At 62.6% G+C, this 20,038-nt stretch carries 15 protein-coding genes and 1 pseudogene; 3 read left to right on the top strand and 13 right to left on the bottom strand.

All coding sequences use genetic code 11. The features are described from left to right. Nucleotides 1–142: 142 nt before the first annotated feature. From ACFQGD_RS04655 to ACFQGD_RS04600, 12 genes are all read right to left on the bottom strand, one after another. Nucleotides 143–1,240 carry a peptidylprolyl isomerase gene (locus ACFQGD_RS04655; RefSeq protein ID WP_390221014.1) on the bottom strand — a complete coding sequence of 366 codons (1,098 nt, stop codon included), beginning with the start codon at nucleotides 1,238–1,240 and terminating at the stop codon, nucleotides 143–145. Continuing rightward, nucleotides 1,237–3,549: an MMPL family transporter gene (locus ACFQGD_RS04650; protein ID WP_345402067.1), complete on the bottom strand. Its 2,313-nt coding sequence runs from the start codon at nucleotides 3,547–3,549 to the stop codon at nucleotides 1,237–1,239. Before ACFQGD_RS04650 ends, ACFQGD_RS04655 begins: the two co-directional genes overlap by 4 nt. Nucleotides 3,550–3,605: 56 nt before the next feature. Continuing rightward, nucleotides 3,606–4,874 (bottom strand): MlaD family protein, encoded by a 1,269-nt coding sequence (locus ACFQGD_RS04645; protein ID WP_345402064.1) that lies wholly within the window; start codon nucleotides 4,872–4,874, stop codon nucleotides 3,606–3,608. Nucleotides 4,875–4,914: 40 nt separating this feature from the next. Beyond that, nucleotides 4,915–6,099: an MlaD family protein gene (locus tag ACFQGD_RS04640; protein WP_345402061.1), complete on the bottom strand. Its 1,185-nt coding sequence runs from the start codon at nucleotides 6,097–6,099 to the stop codon at nucleotides 4,915–4,917. Between the two features lie 77 nt (nucleotides 6,100–6,176). Continuing rightward, nucleotides 6,177–7,526 (bottom strand): MlaD family protein, encoded by a 1,350-nt coding sequence (locus tag ACFQGD_RS04635; RefSeq protein WP_345402058.1) that lies wholly within the window; start codon nucleotides 7,524–7,526, stop codon nucleotides 6,177–6,179. Next, nucleotides 7,523–8,815 carry an MlaD family protein gene (locus ACFQGD_RS04630; RefSeq protein ID WP_345402055.1) on the bottom strand — a complete coding sequence of 431 codons (1,293 nt, stop codon included), beginning with the start codon at nucleotides 8,813–8,815 and terminating at the stop codon, nucleotides 7,523–7,525. The genes ACFQGD_RS04635 and ACFQGD_RS04630 overlap by 4 nt, the downstream gene beginning before the upstream one ends. Continuing rightward, nucleotides 8,812–10,218 (bottom strand): MlaD family protein, encoded by a 1,407-nt coding sequence (locus tag ACFQGD_RS04625; RefSeq protein WP_390183579.1) that lies wholly within the window; start codon nucleotides 10,216–10,218, stop codon nucleotides 8,812–8,814. Before ACFQGD_RS04625 ends, ACFQGD_RS04630 begins: the two co-directional genes overlap by 4 nt. After that, the gene (locus tag ACFQGD_RS04620) at nucleotides 10,215–11,447 is read right to left on the bottom strand and encodes an MlaD family protein (protein ID WP_345402052.1); all 1,233 of its coding nucleotides are present in this window, start codon (nucleotides 11,445–11,447) and stop codon (nucleotides 10,215–10,217) included. Before ACFQGD_RS04620 ends, ACFQGD_RS04625 begins: the two co-directional genes overlap by 4 nt. A 5-nt stretch (nucleotides 11,448–11,452) precedes the next feature. Continuing rightward, nucleotides 11,453–12,283 carry an ABC transporter ATP-binding protein gene (locus ACFQGD_RS04615; protein ID WP_390221013.1) on the bottom strand — a complete coding sequence of 277 codons (831 nt, stop codon included), beginning with the start codon at nucleotides 12,281–12,283 and terminating at the stop codon, nucleotides 11,453–11,455. Between the two features lie 29 nt (nucleotides 12,284–12,312). Further along, the gene (locus ACFQGD_RS04610) at nucleotides 12,313–13,032 is read right to left on the bottom strand and encodes an ABC transporter permease (protein WP_345402049.1); all 720 of its coding nucleotides are present in this window, start codon (nucleotides 13,030–13,032) and stop codon (nucleotides 12,313–12,315) included. A 156-nt stretch (nucleotides 13,033–13,188) separates the two neighbouring features. Further along, the gene (locus tag ACFQGD_RS04605; RefSeq protein WP_345402046.1) at nucleotides 13,189–14,052 is read right to left on the bottom strand and encodes an MlaE family ABC transporter permease; all 864 of its coding nucleotides are present in this window, start codon (nucleotides 14,050–14,052) and stop codon (nucleotides 13,189–13,191) included. Then, the gene (locus tag ACFQGD_RS04600; protein ID WP_345402043.1) at nucleotides 14,049–14,402 is read right to left on the bottom strand and encodes a hypothetical protein; all 354 of its coding nucleotides are present in this window, start codon (nucleotides 14,400–14,402) and stop codon (nucleotides 14,049–14,051) included. Before ACFQGD_RS04600 ends, ACFQGD_RS04605 begins: the two co-directional genes overlap by 4 nt. Before the next feature lie 391 nt (nucleotides 14,403–14,793). On the opposite strand from ACFQGD_RS04600, the gene ACFQGD_RS04595 reads away from it, so the two are divergent. Next, the gene (locus tag ACFQGD_RS04595) at nucleotides 14,794–15,282 is read left to right on the top strand and encodes a flavin reductase family protein (RefSeq protein ID WP_345402040.1); all 489 of its coding nucleotides are present in this window, start codon (nucleotides 14,794–14,796) and stop codon (nucleotides 15,280–15,282) included. A gap of 402 nt (nucleotides 15,283–15,684) precedes the next feature. On the opposite strand, the gene ACFQGD_RS04590 is transcribed toward ACFQGD_RS04595, so the two are convergent. Then, nucleotides 15,685–18,054: a LuxR C-terminal-related transcriptional regulator gene (locus ACFQGD_RS04590; protein WP_345402037.1), complete on the bottom strand. Its 2,370-nt coding sequence runs from the start codon at nucleotides 18,052–18,054 to the stop codon at nucleotides 15,685–15,687. Between the two features lie 276 nt (nucleotides 18,055–18,330). Between ACFQGD_RS04590 and ACFQGD_RS04585 the strand changes: the two are divergent. Next, a pseudogene (locus ACFQGD_RS04585) lies at nucleotides 18,331–19,157 on the top strand (IS630 family transposase); the annotation flags it as partial. 49 nt (nucleotides 19,158–19,206) lie between these two features. Beyond that, nucleotides 19,207–19,962: an RNA polymerase sigma factor gene (locus ACFQGD_RS04580; RefSeq protein WP_345402034.1), complete on the top strand. Its 756-nt coding sequence runs from the start codon at nucleotides 19,207–19,209 to the stop codon at nucleotides 19,960–19,962. The last annotated feature ends 76 nt before the right edge of the window (nucleotides 19,963–20,038 follow it).

Genomic DNA, 20,038 nt, shown 5'->3' with positions numbered 1-20,038 from the left:
CGCCACAAGACGTGTGCACGGCGCCTACGTTCCACCTCCGGCAGCGTCGTCTGGTCCGCTAAGGTAACAGCGTTGCGACGACCCCACCGGCCAAGCAGGTAGAGGATTACGGCGGTCGCTGTCAGGACCGCGAACTCGGCCATCACCGCGGCGACATGCCCGGGGTGTGGCTTGGCGGCGCGTCAGGAGCGGCAGGCCGATAGCCCTCCGCGTACTCGACGTCCGCGTTCTTGATCTCTTCCCCGAGCCAGGACCGCCACCTCTCGATAGCCCTCTCCATCTCAAGTGTGCGCCGCAGAGGTTCCTCAACTTCCGCCAATGACGCTTCTGCCGGCGGCAGCACTTTTTTCACCTTGCCGACATTCCAACCGTGTTCTGCCTTGACCGGACCGAAAATGCTACCTGGCTCGGCGTTGAACGCGGTTTCGGCATACTCGTCCTGCAACTGCCCGGCGCTCACTAACCCGAGGTTTCCGCCGTCACCCCGGGTCGCACCGTCCAGGCTTCGCTCTCTCGCCAATTTTTCGAACGACGAACCGGCGCGTAAGTCGCTGACGATAGCCTTGGCCTCCTCTTCTGTCCCCACCACGATGTTGAGTATCTTTCGACGCTCGGGCCTGCCGAGTTGTTTTTTCCTATTCTTGAACGCCTCTGCGACCTCGCTGTCATTTACTGAGAGACCCTGAGTTATATCCTCGAACAAGCTGACCGACACAAGTTGCCGCCGTATCTCATCGAGCACAGCCTGCTCGGAGGTCCCCGTAGTTCCCAGTGCACGGACGAAACGAGCGCGGGCACTAGGTCCTTCACCGATGTTTTCGGAGATGAACTTGGTCAACGTGTCGCGCACCGTCTTGCCTGCGATGACAATTCCACGTTCTTTGGCGGCGTCGTCGAGAATCATGCTGACAGCTATCGCCTTGGCCATGTCGCGCCGGAATGCGTTCGATTTCTGCTTGTCGCCAGGATCCGGTGGTTGAACTCCGTACAGAGCTTTCAGCGTGTCCACTCGACGATCCAGTTCGTCCACAGTGACCACGCGATCGTTGTAACGGAGCGCCGCGTTTTTGGGAAGGCTGACCGCATGAACCCAGTAGAACCCGCCGGCGCTCCCACCAACGACAGCCAGTACGGCCACCAATACCAAGATCGTGCGAGTCCGGCGCCCTTGGAGGAATTGCGCCGATCGGATGCGGTGCGGCACGTTCCGGACCCCGGTAAGGATTGACCTCAGATTCATCGCGTGACTCCCTCTAACGCTTCCGACGGGGTGGAGCTCAGCGCATTCCCGGGCGGCGTGGGCCGCTGCTCCCCGGCTGTGGTCGCCGACACCACGACCATCGCGGTCACCAGTGACAGCAGTACGGAGGCGGCCAGGAGTAGCCCGAACTGCTGGATCGCCGCGAGCACGGAAAGTCCCAGAACCAAGTAGCCGACCGCCGACACCATGGCTACCAACATCACTGATTGCTGCAACCTGCGATCGCGCCGTCGAACGGCCTCTGACAGTAGGACTGTGAATTCGCAACCGACTGCGGCGACGAGGGGGCCGACCGCCACGGTGATAGGACTCAACGATGTCCCGGTCAGCCACAGGGCGAAAAAACACACGCCGGTGGCCAGGACCGCAGTGGTGACCGCACGCAGGGCATCCTTTCGCCGGGAAAGCACCAGGGCGAGGACGAACCCCGCTGCGGCGATACCGACCCCGTTGATTAGGTAGCGGTTGTCGGAGACCAGTTCGTAGCCTCGGGCGGCGAGGATCGGCAGCCCGGTCAACTCCACCTCGTAGCCCCGAGGCGGGGGCGGTAGTTGGTCCATCAAACCGTCACGTAGCTGGCCCAGCCCGGCTACGTCGTTGAAGTCGACGCCGAAGTACATCACTGCTTCCCGTGCGTCCGGTCGGAGAACCGCACCGCTGAGATACGGCGGCAGTAGACGGACCCCGGCCTCGATCTGCTTTGGGCTGGGGGAAGGACCCAGGAAACCGAGTAGTTCGGGCACAGACAGGCCCGGGTGCATCAGATCGCCGTACCGGGTGACGGCGATGTCTCGCGCCTGGCGCATCCATGCCAGCGCCTCCGGAGAGGTTACGTCGTCACCGTGCATCACAAGCGCAATCTCCCCCGAAGCACCGAGAACGTGCTCGACGTGCTCGGCCTGAGTGAGTGCCGGAAGGCCGTCGACCAGGTCTTCGAGATCGCTCTGCACCGAGAGCTTGGGTAGCATCGCCCATCCCGCGATGGCGATCACGGCAACGGCGAACAAAGCCGCGACTTGCCGGGACCGCACTTTCCGCCGCGTGGTAGCGACACGGCTTTCACCGGCGGTGCGAGGCACCGACTGTTCGAAACGATTCTCCTGACCAGCGAACCGTGCGGCCAGGAGCAACCCGGCAACGAACGAAAGCAGGACACCGATTGACAGTGCGATGCCGAGGTCTCGCACGAAGGGCACGGGCGAGATCGCAAGCGCGCCGAAGCTGGCGGATGTGGCGCACGCTACCGCCAGCACCACCCTCCGCTGCGCCCGCTGCGTGAGATAGGTTGCGAAGTCGCTGCCAACCGCGAGCAGTACCGGTAGGAACGCGACGACGCCCAGCGAGAGCGGGCGATCGAGCCAGCCGAACACCGACACGGTCACAGCCGTCCCCGCCAATGCACTGACGAGCGGAAGCAGACGTGATCGCCGTCTTCGCCACGGCACGATGAGAAAGCACAGGCCTACCGCCAGGAGAGCTGCTCCGCCGAGTAGCGGAACCTCATACCGAACCTTCTCACCCAGCTTTTCGGCCAGCGCCGGGACCCCGGACACGGTCACCCGGCTGACGTCAACCTCCGCCGACCCCACGGCGGCGCGCACACTCGCGACAAGTTCGTCCGTCGCCGACTGCTCAAGCCCCTGCCGAGGCCGGACGTGGATTGCCACCGCCTTTTCCGAAGGCACGACGAACTTCCACTGAGGTCGAGGTTCGCCGTCCGGTGTGAACAGCACCGAGCTAACGAACGACTGGTTGCTCAAGGTCGGAAGCCCCGTGGGCAAGGACTGAACGAGCAGCTGGCCGTATCGCCTGTCGAACTTCCGGGTCGCACGCTCAACGGCTGCCGCGACCTCTCCGTCGGACTTGCCCGCCTGTCGAGCCTTGCTCCGGGCACGCGCCTGCAGGGCATCGCGCCGTCCGGAAAGCTCCGCCATGAGCTCCTGCGCCCGGCCCGCAATCTGGTTCAGTGTGGTTGCGGGCCCGTACACGCCGGCCGCCCCGGACAATCGGGATAGGTCCCCCTCGAGCTTGAGCAGCCGCATCAGCTGCGTTTTTTCGAAGAGTTGATGCGGCTGCTCGGTCTCCAGCAGGACGACAACAGGATCGCCGCCGAACGACGTGCTGAGCTCTTCGTACTCAGAAACAGCGGGGTCTCGCGCGGGCAGGAACGAGTCGATCCCCGTCTCCACCCGGCTTTGTGTCACGCCGAGCACGACCAGAGCGGTCAGCAACCCCGTAGCGATCGCGTAGACAACCTGCCGCCGATTGATCTTCCGGATTACCCGCACGGCGTCGTGTCCGTACCGTTTTAAGGCACGAAGGCCAGCCAACCGTTTCACCATTCTCACCTGGGCGGGTCACTCTTGACGCGCGGATACTCGCCATTGAACGGTGCGGGATCCTCGGCCTGGCCTGGCTTGGGGTACGGATTGTTCTTCTTGAGCGGTCCCATCTCAGTGCTCAACGGTTTGCCCTGGACGCTCTGTTCGTTGTACACCATCATCAACCGGATGAAGCGACCGTTCGCGTCGCTGTACCCTGTCACCTGACCGATATTCGTGAAGAAAGCCGCCACATCACGCCCGTAGGGAACAAGATAGGAAAGCATCGGGTTGAGATCGGACAATGCAATGTTCACCGTGGGCAGGAACCGCTGAGCGTGGTCAGCAACAGCCGGCACCCGACGTAGCGTACGCGGCGCTTTGCCCAACACATCGTCCAGCGACGGCAGCAGCCCGCGCAGGTCCGCTGCCACTGCGGGCAGCTCCACAAGCGCCGCATTCATCTGAGGCGCGGCGGCCCGGACCGGACGCGCGACCGGGGCAAGGGCGCCCGACAGTTGTTTCAGCGCGCCCCCGGCCTCTTCAGCAGTCCCCATCAGCCCTGGAAGTCGGCGCATCACCGATCGAATCTCGTTGTCACTCGAAGCTGTCACGCTCAGCAGCTTGTCAGTGTCTTCGACCAGTCGCGCGATCTGGCCTTGCTGGGTATCGAGCGCCGCGAGCAGGGTCGTCGTGTTTCCCGTCAGCTTTCGGAGATCCTTCGACTGCGCACTCAAGGCCGAAGTCGCGTCGTGCCCTTCACGGCCGAGATCTCCGATTCCCTGAAGCGTCCGCGAAATCGCGTCATCAGTGTTTTTCGTCCCCCTGCCGAGCGAGCGAAGCGTACTGGCCAACGCATCCCGCGTGGGCGCATCCAGGCTCGATAGCACATCGTCGAACTCGACGGCCTCCTTGGCGGCCACGTCCGGCAGGCGACCCCCATCCGGTATGGCCGGGCCGGAGCCATCGGTGACCTCCAGATATGTTTCCTCGATCAGCGTCTTCTTACGAACGCGTACCGTTGCCCCCTCGTGCAGTGGAGCATACTCATCGAGCTCAAGCACGACGCGTGCGCGACGTCCGACGGCTTCGACGGTGCGTACACTACCTACCGTGACTCCTGCGATGGTCACATCCGAGTCGTCAACCAGGTTGGATACCCCGGAGAACTCCGTAGTGACCGTGTATCCCTCTTCCGAGACTCCCGGGATCCGGCCACCGGAATTGACCCACAGGTACGCGAACAGCCCCACACAGACTGCGGCGAAGACAACCAGCACCAGCGTCCGCATGGACGCCGTTATGGACGGCAACTTCATCATCGACACTCACCTATCGGGACGCTGCCGCTGCAAGCTCGGGCAGAAGCGGCACGAGACCAGAGATCGTCTCGTCGGACAGTTGGGCGGCCGCGCGATACGCCGAGCCATCCTTGTCGCGCAGGCTGACCACCGAACGCGTGTTGACGACGAACGCTTTGAGGTCGGTCAGATACGGGAGAACGGCAGACGTGATCGGCTGGAACCGGCGGGTTATCTCCTTGACATCAACCAGGGAAGCCCTAACGTCGCCGATGAACGGGCGGAGGTCTCGCACGACCGGCTTGGCCTTCGCCACGACGGGCCGGGCTGCGTCGACGGTCTTGCCGACCTGGTCGATGGTCTTGGTGAACTGTGCCAACGAGCCGGGTAGCTTGTCCGTGGCTCCGCGAAGGTTGTCTAATGTCGGATCCAGCTCGCTGCTGAGCTCGCTGACGCTGCTCATCGCGCGTTTGAGCTCGGCGGTGAATTCGGGAAGCTCGGCGAGTGCGGCATCCAGATCCCCGCCGCGTTTTCCGGTTGTGCGCAGCGTGCGCTGTAGCGAGCTGGCGAGTGAGCTGAGACGCTGATCATTGTCCCCGACTGCGGTCGAGATCCGGCCGAGTGCGTTCACGAGCTGCGCCAAAGCCCGCTGCCGGGACTGCAACGTCGTGACCACCGGGCGCAGGTCCTTGAGCACCTCACCGGTGGCGTCCAGCCCCCCGGGCAGCCGGCTCGGCGCGTTCGCCAGCGCCACGTCGGATTCCGACAGCAATGTCGTCAACGCGTCCCTTGCGTTGGCATCCAGGTGGCCAAGCGCCTCATCGACCTGAACAGGCCGCGACGAACTGGTGATAGGAAGGGTGGAGCCGGCTGCCAACCGCTCGGCCGGGGGACCACCGGGATCGAGTGCGACGTACATCTCGTTGAGCGGGCTCTTCGGCCGAAGCACCACTCGTGCGTTCTCGTAGATCGCATGTCCGCTGTCGATCGACATTTCCACCTTTGCGTTTCCCTCGTCGTCGACTGACGCGGACTGAATATCGCCCACGCTCACGCCAGCGATCCGCACCTCCTGCCGACTCTCCGGGTTGACCGCGGGAGCTTCGTCGAACGTCGCGGAGAAGCGAAACTCGTCGTGCCACGGCCATTGGATCGTCTGTTGCTGGCTGAAGATGTAGCCGAGAGTGCCAAGGCCGAGGACCACGAGCGTGGTCACGACCAGGAGGTTGCGTTTCAGGTGGCGCTCGCGTCCGATCCTTTCCCAGACCAGTTTGATGCGATCAGTGACAGTTCTCATCGACCCTCCCGTTGTTCGGGTGTGCCGCCACGACTTTGGCCAATGGTGTCGAGCAGTTTCTCGAAGTTGATCGGTGTGCCTGAGATGAGCGCGCCCCCGAAACCGGGTTGTAGGCCGACGGCCGTTCCGTTCTCGTCGACTAGTTGCGAGGCCCGGTCCATGTCGGCGAACATGTAGCCGATCTCCTGGTACAACGGCTTGTCGGAGCCGCCGCCTGAATAAACACCGCTGCCTTTGAACGGCGTCAGAACCATCTTCTTGATCGGCCCGTTCACGCGGTCGAGCACCGGACCGCTTACGTCGTTCAGGACCGACGTGGTCTGGCGTGTGGTCGGCACCAGTTGCTCGACAAGCGGCCTGGCGTCCGCCAGCAGACCTTTGAGGTCGGAGACCAGCGGACGCGACTTGGCCAATACCGGGCCGAGGTGTTTCAAGGTCGTGTCGAGTTCCTGGGCCACGGGCCGTGCCGGGCCTGATGTATCCCGGAGCTTCGTCAAAGTGCGATCGAGTGCATGCAAACCGCGCTCCGCCGAGTCAAGTGTCGCGGGGAGCGTACGAACCGTCGCTGCGACTTCTTCACTACGGTCGTCGAGCACGTTCGAGACGGCGTGCATGTCCTCGATAATCGACTCAAGTTCACCGTCGTTCCGGGTCAGTACACGCGCGGTCGACTCGAGCCCCTGCACGAGGTTCCTGAGGTCTCGCTGAGGGCGCTCTCCCTGAAGCCCCCGCAGCACTTTCGCGGCTGGACCGAGTGTACCGGGTGCGTGGTCCAGCATCTTTTCGACAGCACCCCGTCCTCGCGGACCCAAGGTCTTGTCCATGGCCCGGACCGAAGTGCGGATACCGTCGATTGCATCGGGCTGCAGGGCCGAGGCGACGTGCTGCAGTTCGACGGGAACCTCGGTGCGCTGCGCCGGGATCGTTCCGGAGAACCTGTCTCCCGAACCGCCCGGCTCCAGCGCGACATAGTAATTCCCGCCGAGGATTGTGGTCGGCCGGATCAGTGCCCGAGGGGAAGATCCAAGCGTTTCCACGATGCCGTCGTCTACTTTGAGCCTGGCAACTGCCTTGCCACCATTGGCGCGTTCGACGGACTCCACGACGCCGACGACCACGCCGGCGACCTTTACCTCGGAGACGTAGTCCTGGAGCCGGTAGTTCCGCGCGAACTCCGCACGGACGATCTCACCGGACCTCGTCCACGTTCTGATCTTCTCCATCTGGGACAGGCCGGCCACCATTAGGACGATTAGGGCGATGATCACGGTGCCCAGCTTGAACGGAGACAGCTCACCGGTCTTGACCAGCAGTTTCCTGAGGTTGCGACGGACCGCCGTCATCATCCTTCACCTCCCGTCGAGAGGGTGGACCGATCCTTTGCGGCCTCGCCTGGAGCCGGATACGGTTTACGGTCGACCAGCGGGCTCTTAATCCCACCTTGTCCAGCCACCGACTCCTCGCTAAACAGCAAGGAAAGCCGCAGGTAGTGACCGTTCTCGTCCTTGTGGGACAACGCCCCTGCCCAGTTCGTGAACCAGGTTGAGACTTCCGGCGCGTAGGGGGCCAGTACATTGAGGAAGCTGTGGCTGCGGTCGAGCATCTGGACCGCACGGGGTGCCAGTGGACGAGCGTCCTCGACAACCGCAGTCAGGTCCGAGACCGCGGGTTCGGCCTGTTTGTTGACCGCAGGCATTTTCTGAAGTGGCCGCGTACCTTCGCGGAGCACTCCTCGCAGATCAGGTGTCGCCTCACCGAGGGCCCTGGCGCCGGTCCGCATCGTGCCCATTCCCGCCTGAAGGTCCGCCAATGGCTCTTGCAGGGAACGCATCGCCTCTCTAGTCGTCCGAAGCGTCGAGGGCCCGCGTTCGAGGGTTCCCCGCAACGGCGCGCCCTCGTCGACACCGACCGCATCCATCGTCGTGCGGAAGCCGCGCAGGAGTCCGGCTATGTGTTGCTGCCTGCCCTCGAACCGGCCGGAGAGGCGTTCCGCACTGGCCAGCAGAGCCGCCATATCCGCCCCGTCTTCTGTGGACAATGCCCGGGCGATGGCGCCGAGTTGCGGAAGCATCTCGGGTGCCGCCTCGACGGCATCGTTGAGATCGCGCGCGTGCCCACCGAGACCGCCGCCGACCTCTCGTAACACGGAACCCGCCGCCTCGCGCGTGGATTCGTCGAACACGTCGTCAAGGAGCGTGTTGACGTCCCTGGCCTCCGTGGTTGACCCCCGCGCGATCACGTCTTTCGGCCCGAGCGGTCCGGCTGAGGGCGACCCTGGTATGAGGTTCACGTACTTTTGTCCCAGTAGGGACCGGGACGACACCGAAGCCGTTCTCGCCTCGGCTCGCGCGTTCCGGTAGATCGGACGCTGGTCGCTGAGCTGCATCGTCACGCGTGGGGTTCCGTCCACGAGTTCGATACCTTTTACGCTACCGACGCGCGCGCTCGCGATCCGCACGTCATCACCGATCCTGAGTCCGCTGACGTCCGCGAACTCGGCATGCACGACAGTTCTGTCGTCCCACGGCAGGCCCTTGTGCGCCTGCGTCGCGAGGTATGCAGCCACGCCAACCGTGGCCGCGACAACCATGCCTACGATAAGGGTTCGGCGTTTCCGCAACCGGCCGATGGTCATCGGGAACCTCCCAGCAGAAAGTCGAGAGCACGGCCCTCTTGCTGTTGACTCAACCCGGTTACGCCGCCGTCTCGCGAACTCGGCCTGGAACTGTCGAGCAACCCGCTCACACCACCTTGGAGTTCGGGAAGTTGCTGCCACACGGCACGTTCGTTGTTCCGTTTCGGCGGCGGTTTTTCGCCCTTTGCTCCCGTGAGCTCGGTTGCAGAAGTTTTCGGTAGCAATCCGGTAATCTGTTGAGGATTGATGATTACCATTCCGCGAAAGTAGTGTGAAAGGCCGTCCCAGCCATTTGTGGCCATCGCCCAGTACCGGAAGAAGTTCAGGACGTTTTCTATGTTGCCGGTCAACCGTGCTACCAGCGGTTTCGCCGCACTGGCGGTGCCTTTCAGATCCTTACCTGCCTTTCGCATCTCGGCGACAACCGGCCTCGCCTGGTTCAGCAGTTCTTCCGCGTGCGCCAGCACCGGTTCGGCGCTCGCCAATGCCGGTTGGGCGGTCCTGCTGAACTCTCGTAGTTCCTCACTGATCGCGTTGAGGTTGTCCGTAGTCGGCCGTAGCCCCGCAAGAACCGGTGTGGTCGCCTCTGACGTGCCGGCCAACCGTCCCAGCGTGGCCCTGGCTTCCGACAGGGTTGCGGGAAGTTGTGAAAGCACCGCGTCCAGTGCCTCGTCCTTCTGCGACGTCGATTGCACGACCCGATGAATTGAGCCCACGAGCCGATCCAGGGTCTCGCCGTCGTCGGCCGCCAGCGCGTCCGCGACTGGTTGAGCCGTGCTCACCAGGTCGTTCAGTAGCCTGGTGTGCTCCTTCAGCACCTCGACAAGGCCGTCGGTGTCCCGCATCGCCGATTCGAGGACCGCGATCGCATCAGCAGCATCCTTACCCCTGCCCTGCATACCCTGGCCGAGCGTCGTCACCAGCGCGGCGAGCGATTTCCCGGTTGGTTCGTCAACCATGTTGAGTACCTCGTCCAGGTCCGTCGCCTGCCGCGTCTGGCTCGCAGGCAGCACTGCGCCCGTAGACAGCAGTGGTGCCGAGGGTGTTCCCCGGTCGAGGTCGACGAACCGCTCGCCGAGGATCGTGACGGGGCGGATGATCGCCTGGGCATCCTGATGCAGCGGCTGCGCCGACCGGTCCAGTTTCATCGCCACCGCTGCCTTGTTGCGCCGTGCCTCGATGCTCTCCACCGTGCCGACGACCACGCCGTCGAGCTTGACTTGGTTTCCGACCACCAGCGGGCTCGCGTCCTCGAATTCGGCAACGACGGTCATGTCCCCGCCGGCGTCCGCGGACTTGCCGATGCCTGCGGCCGCGCCGGTACCCCCAAGCAGGGTCGCCAGCACGACCACCAAGATTTTCAGCCTCGACCGCCGGCGTCCTTGTATCGTGTTCGCGTTCATCGGGGACCACTCCCGTAAGCGTCCTGCCATGGCTGCCCGACAAGTTCACCGGGCAGCGGATATGGGTCGTGAACCATTCCTGGTGGCATCACTCCTGGATTGTGGTTGAAACTCGATCCACTTCCGGGAACGAAGATGCGCATGTATCGCCCTTTGCTGTCGTAATTTCCGGCCGATGAGGCCCAGTTCGACAACCATCCGACGATCTCGGGCGTGTACGGACGCAGGAATGACAACGCGGGTGTCAGGTCGCTAATCGCCGACTCGCTGCCGGGCAGTACTTGCTTCGTACTGTCCAGCAGTGCTGGTGTGCGCTGCAGGAGCATGTCCGCCGCGTGGAGCGTGGGACGCAGCCGGGCAACCATCGGACGGAGGTCCCGCAGCACCGGCTGCAGCTTGCTCGCCACGGACGGCAGCCGTTCCGCGGCCGGTCGCAAATCCTCGAGCAGCGGAACCGCCTCGTCCGCGACATCCGGAACCTTGCCGAGCGTCCGATCCGCCGTCGAGAGCACTTCGGGAAGCTTGGCCAGTCCGGCGCGCATAGCCTCACGCTCGCGCACCAGATCGCGGCTCATCCCCGAGAGGCGCTCGACGATTCCCCGTACCACCGCATCGCGACGGGACAGGGTACTGATCATCTCGTTGGTCTCGCTCACCAGTTGCTCGATCGCGCGACCATCCGAACCGACCTCTCGAAGCACGCCGACGAGCTCTGCGACCGCTGGCCCCGCCTGCGTGAGCGTCTGCCGCAACTCCGTCTCGTTCGAGCCGACGGTCTTGTTGAGCCGTTTGATCGAGGACCGCAGGTGTGTTCTGGTAGGGCGGTCAAGGGCGTTGAGCACCTTGTCTATCTCGACCGGATCCGGCATTTTCCCTTCGAGCGTCCCGCCATCGCGGATCACGGGGTTCGACTCAGCTCCATCGCGGATGTCAACCTGACGCTCGCCGAGGACCGCCTTCCACACGATCGCCGCCTCGGCCCCGGAGTGCAGCGGAGCGACTTCGTCGTCCAGATCAAGTGCGACCCGAGCCTTGCCGTTCACGACCTCGATATCACCCACCTGGCCGGCGTCGAAGCCATCGATGAGGACCTTGCTTCCTTCGACCAGGCCCGTAGCCGACGGCAGCACGACATGGGTTGTGTAGCCGTCGTCGGCGCTGGAAGCAGCCCACCCGGCGCCACCGGCTAGCGCGGTCGCGGCGACCGCCAGAATTGCCAGACGTCGCATATCGCTCAGTCCATTCCCAAGGGTCCGGCCGATTCTCCGAGCAGGAACTGCCTCACAAACGGGTCCTCCGACGCGAACGCCTCTTCCGCGGGCCCGTAGTGGACGACCTTTCCTTGCCAGATCAGGCCGATGTAGTCGCTCACCTTGCGCGCTGTTCGGATATCATGCGTCACGAGCAGGTACGTACCTTTGTGTTCCCTGTGCACTTCAAGGATTAGGTCGTTGAGTAAACTCGTCCGTACCGGGTCTAAACCCGAGTCCGGCTCGTCAAACAATAAGATGTCCGGGTTCATCACCAGCGCGCGCGCGAATCCCGCCCGCTTCCTCATTCCCCCGGATATCTCGCCGGGCAATTTTTCGGCGGCGTTTTCGAGACCGACTTCTTTGAGGCGCCCAGACACCAGGTCACGTATATCCGGCTCCGACATTTCCGTGTGTTTTCGCAGCGGAAACGCGGTGTTGTCGAAGATGTTCATCGAGCCAAACAACGCACCGTCCTGGAACAGTACGCCGAAGCGTCTGCGGATGTCGTACCGCTCGCGTTCGGCGATGCCCCAGATATCCTTACCGAAGATTTTCACCTCTCCCTGATCCGGTTCCAGAAGGCCGACCAGGTGTTTGATGAGCACACTCTTACCCGTACCGGAAGGTCCCAGAATGGTCGTGACGGCGTCGTTCTCGAACTTCAAGTTGAGACCCTGCAGCACACGTGAACGTCCGAAGGTTTTATGGAGATCACGAACTTCCATCGCACGCGCCCCGTTGGCTGAATCGCAATTGGGAACGTGGCCTGCCGACAGCTCTCCCGATATTCTCACGACTTGAGTCCTCCTCATCTATTAAGACCGCCGCAATTTCGATCTGGTCAGTTGCCGATCGGCAGATTCGGATGCACACCCCACGCCAGCCAACTGCCTAACAGTCCGACAACGTGCACGAGTACCATATTGAGCATCATCGATTTCGCCGTGTTTCTCCCCACCCCCGACGGACCGCCGGCCGCGTAATACCCGTAATAACAACCGACGAAAATGATCACTGTACCCATTCCGAACATCTTCAGCATGGAAGCGGCCACGTCATACGGATTTTGAAACAACCAGAACAGGTACGAGTACCCACCCGGCGACACAGTCCCGAACTGCACGACGGTGATCAAGTACATGGCGATGAACGTGAACCCCAGTCCAACGAAATAAAGGAACGGCATAGTGATCCAAGCCGCCATGATGCGCGTCCCGACTAGGTAGCTCAACGAGTTGACACCCATGACTTCCATCGCATCGATTTCCTCTGAGATACGCATCGACCCGATTTCAGCGACGAGGCCGCACCCAACTTTTGCGGCGAAGATGTACGCCCACATGTACGGCGACATCTCACGAAGGCCGCAGACGTTGTTGAACACCGCCGCATAGCTGGGCGCGCCCACCTGCTCCAGGGTATAACTCGCATTGGTGGCGCACATGGTTCCGATCACAAACTGCATGAACCAGATGAGCAGACCGCTGAAGAGCACCAATGTCGCGGCTTGCGAGAAGATTTCGCCGATGTGGTGGCGTAAGTCCGGCAGGCTGCGGACCACACGACCGGAGAATCTGGCTATTTCGCCCCCGGTTGTAACCGCGGATCTGATGTTGTCCCTGATTCCCTCACTACCCGTGGCACCGTTTAGATTCGCTCGGCGCACTGGTTGTCGGGTTCGCCGCCAGTTGGTGGTCTCTACCATGCCATGGGCCCTTTACTTGAATACGTGCATGTCGGGGTTAAGCCCGAGCAGAACAGTGGTGAAGAGATAGTTGAAGACATAAACGGCGACGAAGGAGATCACCACCGCCTGGTTCACGGCGCGACCGACGCCGATTGGCCCGCCCTGTGCACTGAGGCCTTTGTAACAGCAAACGACCGAGGTAAGAAGCCCGAATATTAACGTCTTGATGACGCTGCCCCAGATGTCGGTCGTAGTTGCGTTCGCCCAAAAATTAGCGACGAAGGCAGAACCATTGGCGTCGAAGACTAACACGGCGACTAGGTATCCACCGAACACTCCGCAAACCAGTGCGCCGACAACGAGCAGGCCCGTCATCACCGTTACCGCGATAACTCTCGGCACGATCAGCGTTCGCACGGGATCGATTCCAAGCACCTGCATCGCATCGAGCTCGTCGCGGATGCGCCGGGAACCGAGGTCCGCCGTAATGGCGGTGCCCATAACGCCTGCGACGATCATCGCCGTTAGCCACGGGGCAAATTCCCTGACGCTCGCCATGAGCAGGAAGGATCCGAGGCGCTCAGGGATCCCGAGGACGCTGTACATGGCGCCGCCTTGCATACCAGGCGCGGCGAATCCGAAGATCGTGGTGGACACGATGATCGGAATGGCGCAGCGGCGCAATGTGTCATACATCTGATCACGGACATCTGTCCAGTAACCGACTGGATAACGCGCCGCCGACCAGATGACCTTGCCGAACAGCTGGGTTATCTCGCCCGCCTCTAGGAGAGGCCGCTGGGCTGCTGATACCCATCCCGGCCGTTCCCCGGTACGGCGACGGCCTCGGTCCTGGTTCGGACGTTCGAGGTCTTTCGTTATCCTTATCGTCATATTTCATTCCCTGCATTAGCCGCGATCGAGAGGGACCAGCTACGAAGGTGCCCGGCAACCGCCCCGGTGATCCCGGCGGTCGCCGTCACTGCCATGACGACCGGGATCTGAGTCTGCGAAAACCCGTACATAATCGGGAGAAAGAGCAGGTAGCTCGCGACGGCCGTCGTCATTCCATGGACCGCTGGCCGGCGAGCCGCACCGATTCGCGCTCCCGCGACCGCGAACCCGATGATCCCCGTCACCGCCGACAGGAGAGTGGGGCCGATTTGCGTGTAGGCAGTGACGAGGGGGAGGGCGAGGCCGCCGAGCAGCAGGACGCAGAAGCCCGTCCATGCCCCGCCGGCCATAGCGGCAGGGTCGACCGTGTCCGCCGACGCTGATCCAACCCTGTCGGGTATGGCTCGCTGAGCTTTGGGGGCGGCCCCGCGTCCGTGTGCCATGCGGTCTCCTCTTGCAGCGAATCGGAGCTGTGAGGTTGCTCATCAACGATTGCGCAACACGCTAGCATGTTAGTACCGGTCGGACAAGGCGGGGTTCCACCATGCCTACTAGAACGCCAGACCGTTAGAAGGTGAGCAGGACGTTGCTAGGAGAGGTTGAGACGGAGTGACGTGATCCAGCAAGGCTTTGCGTCGGCGCCGTCGCTCACGATGAGTGCCGACAGCGACGCAAATGCCTGAGCCGCAGAACTTTCAAACCACTAACTAGCATGCTAGCATGCTTCTAGAAGGAGGGATCATGAGTCAGCACATTGATCACCACGAACTCCGCAGCACACTTGGTCGCTTCACGACCGGTGTAACCATTGTGACTACGCCGGTAGGCGACTCCGTCCATGCGATGACACTCAATGCGTTTCTCTCGGTATCGCTAGATCCCCCGCTCATCGCGGTATGCATCAACAAGAACGCGAAGATGCACGGACTCATCGCGGCGAGCGGAGTTTACGGGGTAAGCGTTCTGCCACACGAGGCCGCGCACGTGAGCCAGCATTTCGCCGGACGTCCGGTGGACGGCTTCGAGCCGCGATTCACGTGGGTCGGCTCGGTCCCCCTGCTAGAAGGAGCTATCGCGCACCTCGGCACCACGGTAATCGATGCGCACGAAGTCGGGGACCACACGATTTACACGGGCGAGATTCGGTATTTCAACCACACCGACGACAAGCCCTTGATCTTCTTCGGTGGCCGGTACCGCAGTCTCGGGATGGAAAACGTGCCCGCCTGACTACTGCCGGATCCGCTGGCGGGCGGCAACGCGAGGGTAACGCTTCTACGCTGCGTCGAGCCCGGATCCGAGAGCAGGCGTCCCGAGGGGTCGTACCCGGGACTTCGTGCCGGGCGCCATCCGCTGGCGCTCTCCTTCCGGGTGGCTGTCGATCCACACGTCTTCGCACAGCGGAAGCCAAGTGCCGATGTGCATCCAGCTTCTCCCCCACGCTTTCCTGACCAGCACGATCGACCGACGGCAGCGGGGGCAAGGGCGCGGTACGAGGTCAACAGGCATGATCCACTCCGGGTCTTCGTCAGTTGAGTCGGAGCCACCGCTCCTGGGTTGCTTCAGCCTGCTTCCTCGAGACTTGCGTCACATTGGTGGTGCTACCTAGAAATCCCAAGTAGGTACCTATTTTCAAACGGCAGAGATGCGTGCATCACTCCCCGGCCGCGCGGTTTTGCGCCTCGCGACCCAATTCGCGATCTGTGCCCGGGAATGGAACCCGAGCTTGACGAGGATGTGCTCGACGTGTGCGTCCACCGTGCGCGGGGAGATCACCAGTGATTCGGCGATCTGCTTGTTACGCATGCCCTGTGCCACCAGTTCGGCGACCTCCGACTCTCTCCTGGTCAGATTGGTGGATTCGGTTTCGCGCCGGCGCGACCTCCGCTCGGCGGCGCTGCTCACGCTCACCTTAGCGGTCCGGTTCACCGCCAGGGTGAGCGCTGTCTCCAGCGGTAAGGCCGCTCCCTCGCTAAAGTTCGCCTCGAACTTGTTCTGCCCCAGGGAAGTTTTCGTTCGCCGTTCCGCATCGTCGACGACCGTCTTGCGCACGTAGATGTACGGCAGTCGAGCTGGCCCGGTTCGCCAGATCGTTTGCGCGGCGCCCATCAGCTGCGCGGCATGCTCCGGCTGCTCGGCAGCCACCGCCACGCACGCTAGACCGTCGAGGCAACACGCGAGTCCGAGGTTGTGGTTGAGCAGCTGAAAGATGTCTATGGCTTGGTGCAGGTTGACGGTGGCCTCACCGAGCTTGTCTTCCCGGCACCAGTACAGGCCCATGATCCAGAGTACGAAGGCTTTCCACAGTTGCGCTCCGTGTTCGTCGTGCAGTGCGACCGCCTCGGCCCCGTACATCTCGGCCTGTGGGTCGTTCAGCGCGAACGCCATGATCGTGGCCAGGAATAGTGCCTCTCCTGTTATGGCCGGATCGCCCTTGATCCTACCTGCGGCAACACCCTCTTCGGCGATCTTGAGCGCCTGTTCCAGGTCGTCTCGCAGAAACTCGGCGAGCGAGGCGCACAGTGTCAGGTCGGTGTGCAAGTCAAGTAGATCAAGCTGATCAGCGAGTAGCCGGCACTGGTCCATGGTCCCGATCCCAGTTTCCACCTCACCGAGCAAGATCTCGATGTAGCTCATCGCCCATAACGCGCGCGCCCTCGCTTCCGTGGGCTCACGATCGAGCGCGAGCGACTTCCGCAACCATTGGTAGCCCTCCAGGATGAATCCTGGAGCGATCCAGTAAGTCCGGAGTGCGGTGCCGATACGCAGAGCATCCCGCGCGTATTCGGGGTGTGTGACACATAGTTCGAGAGCTGATCGGATATTGGCACGCTCGGCGCCGACTTCCCGGAACCAATCTGCCTCCCGGGGACTAAAGTAATCGACACTCCCTCGTTCGGCGAGCTTTTTGAAGTAGTCGAGGTGCCGCAACCGCAGCTCCCGGGCCTCACCGTGCTCGACAAGGCGTTCCCGGCCGTACTCGCGGACAGTGTCCAACATGCGGAAGCGTGCATCAGGGCTGAGGGGTTCCCGCTGAGTGGTCACGATGGACTTGTCTACCAAGCTACCCAGTAGATCAAAGACGTCTTCAGACGCGATGGGATCTCCGATACAGACTTCCTCTACCGCTCGCAGCCCGAATCCGCCGGCGAAAACGGATAGCCGCGCCCACAACATCTGCTCGGAGCGTGAACAAAGCTCGTAACTCCATTTGAGCGTATCGTGGAGGGTTTGATGGCGTACCGGGGCCGAGCGCGGACCGGCAGCGAGAAGCTGGAACGTCTGACTCAACCGGCATAGGATCTGTTCCGGTGAGTACGCCCGCAGTCGAGCCGCCGCCAGCTCGATGGCCAATGGCACGCCGTCGACACGACGGCAGATCTGAGCAATCGTGTCCTGGTTCTCCTCGGTTAGCGAGAAGCCAGACAGTGCGGCCGCGCCGCGCTCGACGAACAGGGCAACGGCCTCGGACTCGTCCGCCCATCGATCGCCACGCTCCAGTGCTGGCAGGGTGAGCGGTGGAACCGACAGAACGTACTCGCCTTCGACGCCAAGCACATGCCTGCTCGTCGTGAGCACGCGCAGGCCCGAAGCCGCAGTAAGCAGGTTCTTGAGCAGCTTCGCGGTGGCCTCGACGACATGCTCACAGTTGTCCAGCACCAGTAACAACTGCTTGTCGTGCACGAAGTCGGCGAGCCGGGATTCAGGATCCTTCGACGCGTCTTGCAGCCCGAACGCGGTCCCGATCACTAGCGGTAGCAGCGCGCCATCATTGATCTCGGCCAGATCTACTAACCACACGCCGTCGTGGAAGCTGCGATGGACATCCGCCGCCACTCGAACGCCCAGCCTGCTCTTGCCGACGCCCCCAGGACCGGTCAGGGTGAGTAAACGCGTCGAGCTGAGTAGCTTCCTCGTAGCGGTCAGCTCCGACCGACGCCCCACGAAACTAGTCATCTCGGCGGGCAGGTTGCCTAGCGTGCGGGCTGCTGCATTGGACATGGACCCGAGTCCCTCAGCACTTTCTCTATGCACCGTTCGGCTTTGCCTATGTGACCCTCCACCTGTAGGTAGAGTCTTGCGAAAAAGATACTGGAGCGTAGTGTACGTCTACCTACACCGATAGGGTCAAGATTCTCGCCATTGACCTCTTGCCAATAGCGCGTCCAGGGTGGTCAGGCCCTACGTTGTGGCGCAAGACCGGCCGTGACCCCACTGATCCGGCCTGGTGACGGGCTTCCATGGCCGCGACCAGGGCGGCTAGTGTCGCATGTCGGTTCGGGCAGGCCCCGCTCCGTTAATCATCGGGAGATCGTGGCGGCGACGTTGAAGCCGCCGCCGAAGAAGCTCGGGGTGACGCACTGGTCGTCGCGGCTGTTGGCTTCCCGGCTGGGGATCAGTAACGGCACGGTGGCCCGGGCCTGGCGCGCCTACGGGGTGCAGCCCTGGCGGTGCGAGACGTTCAAGTTCTCTACCGACCCCGAACTCATCGCGAAGGTCACCGACGTGGTCGGGCTGTATCTGGCGCCGCCGGAGAATGCGATCGTGCTCTGTGTCGATGAGAAGTCGCAGGTCCAGGCGCTAGATCGGACCCAGCCGACGTTGCCGATGCAGCCCGGGCTGGCGGAGCGGCGTACCCACGACTATGTCCGCCACGGACCACCACGCTGTTCGCCGCCTTAGAGATCGCCACCGGCACGGTGACCGCGCCGTGCAAACCACGGCACCGGCACCAGGAGTTCCTCGCCTTCCTCAGGCAACTCGCCCGTGCCTATCCGGGGCAAGAGCTGCACCTGGTCATGGACAACTACGCCACCCACAAACGCGTCGAAGTCCGCGACTGGCTCGCCGCCAACCCGCGCATCCACGTGCACTTCACGCCGACATCCGGGTCGTGGCTCAACCTGATCGAGGTCTGGTTCGGCATCATCGAATGCCAAGCCATCCGCCGCGGCAGCTTCCGCTCCGTGCGCGACCTCAACGCCAAGATCCGCGCCTTCATCACCGGCTGGAACGACCGCTGCCACCCCTTCGTCTGGACCAAAACACCCGAACAGATCCTCAAGAAAGCCAACCGTAAAACCACTTCAAACACGGACCACTAGGTAGCATTCTAGGTAGTTCATCAGATGATTGCATCCCCGCGCAGCAGCAATGTTGGAAATCGAACCCAGCACATCGAGGTGCGCTCAGGGAGTAGATCATGCCTGTCGATTCGGCGTCGCGACACTTTCCGGGACCCCGTCCATCAACCGTCCTGATGTCCCGTCCCCAGGCACGCGAACGACGGCGCGCGGGTATCTGCCGGCTTCCACGCGATGGCGGGGCCCCCACACCAGGGGCCTCCATCGCGTTGCGGTGCCGACAGTGATCGCCACCGCGACGTGCCATTCGGGTACGTGTGATTGTACCGAGTCCACAGAGGAGTGGTACCGACGACACCGTACAACGATCTGGCGGTACGTGTTCGGCAACTCGGGTGATCACACACTCGCCGACGATTACACGAACGAGACGTTCCTCCGCGCGTTCCGCCGCCGTCACACCTACCGTTGTTACGGTAAAGGAGTGCTCCCCTGGCTGGTCACCATCGCCCGCAACGTCGTGCTCGATGCCGCCAGAAGGGCCTCGCTCCGGATCGAGCATCTCGTCCCTGATTTCTCTGACACTGGCGATTACGAGGCTGATCCCGAGCATGTCCTCGTCAAGCGCGACGAATACCGCGAGCTTCATCAGCAGCTGGCATCCTTGTCCTGGGACCAGGCAACCTGCCTATGGCTTCGCTACTTCAAAGATTATTCTGTCACGGAGACGTCGCTTACGATGCGTCGCGCCGACCCTGCCGTGCGCGCCTTGCAGTATCGCGCCATTCGTACACTCTCGGCCCGCTACACGTCCGATATCTCGTAGAGTTTTCCGGCTTATCGCGGTGCGCTGCCCTCCACACCGACTGACGAACGAGGCGACACCGGCTGTTGAAGCTCGT

The sequence above is a fragment of the Haloechinothrix salitolerans genome (assembly GCF_042662605.1).
In the GTDB taxonomy this organism is placed as follows: Bacteria; Actinomycetota; Actinomycetes; order Mycobacteriales; family Pseudonocardiaceae; genus Haloechinothrix_A; species Haloechinothrix_A salitolerans.
The sequence above is the reverse complement of the archived record's forward strand: the minus strand, read 5'-3'. Positions and strand labels throughout refer to the sequence as shown.

Coding starts and splice junctions, on each gene's coding strand:
- ACFQGD_RS04635 (WP_345402058.1), bottom strand. CDS start 7,526: ATGATGACGGCGGTCCGTCGCAACCTCAGGAAACTGCTGGTCAAGACC.
- ACFQGD_RS04620 (WP_345402052.1), bottom strand. CDS start 11,447: ATGCGACGTCTGGCAATTCTGGCGGTCGCCGCGACCGCGCTAGCCGGT.
- ACFQGD_RS04595 (WP_345402040.1), top strand. CDS start 14,794: ATGAGTCAGCACATTGATCACCACGAACTCCGCAGCACACTTGGTCGC.
- ACFQGD_RS04655 (WP_390221014.1), bottom strand. CDS start 1,240: ATGAATCTGAGGTCAATCCTTACCGGGGTCCGGAACGTGCCGCACCGC.
- ACFQGD_RS04590 (WP_345402037.1), bottom strand. CDS start 18,054: ATGTCCAATGCAGCAGCCCGCACGCTAGGCAACCTGCCCGCCGAGATG.
- ACFQGD_RS04630 (WP_345402055.1), bottom strand. CDS start 8,815: ATGACCATCGGCCGGTTGCGGAAACGCCGAACCCTTATCGTAGGCATG.
- ACFQGD_RS04600 (WP_345402043.1), bottom strand. CDS start 14,402: ATGGCCGGCGGGGCATGGACGGGCTTCTGCGTCCTGCTGCTCGGCGGC.
- ACFQGD_RS04605 (WP_345402046.1), bottom strand. CDS start 14,052: ATGACGATAAGGATAACGAAAGACCTCGAACGTCCGAACCAGGACCGA.
- ACFQGD_RS04615 (WP_390221013.1), bottom strand. CDS start 12,283: ATGAGGAGGACTCAAGTCGTGAGAATATCGGGAGAGCTGTCGGCAGGC.
- ACFQGD_RS04625 (WP_390183579.1), bottom strand. CDS start 10,218: ATGAACGCGAACACGATACAAGGACGCCGGCGGTCGAGGCTGAAAATC.
- ACFQGD_RS04580 (WP_345402034.1), top strand. CDS start 19,207: ATGTTGGAAATCGAACCCAGCACATCGAGGTGCGCTCAGGGAGTAGAT.
- ACFQGD_RS04645 (WP_345402064.1), bottom strand. CDS start 4,874: ATGCGGACGCTGGTGCTGGTTGTCTTCGCCGCAGTCTGTGTGGGGCTG.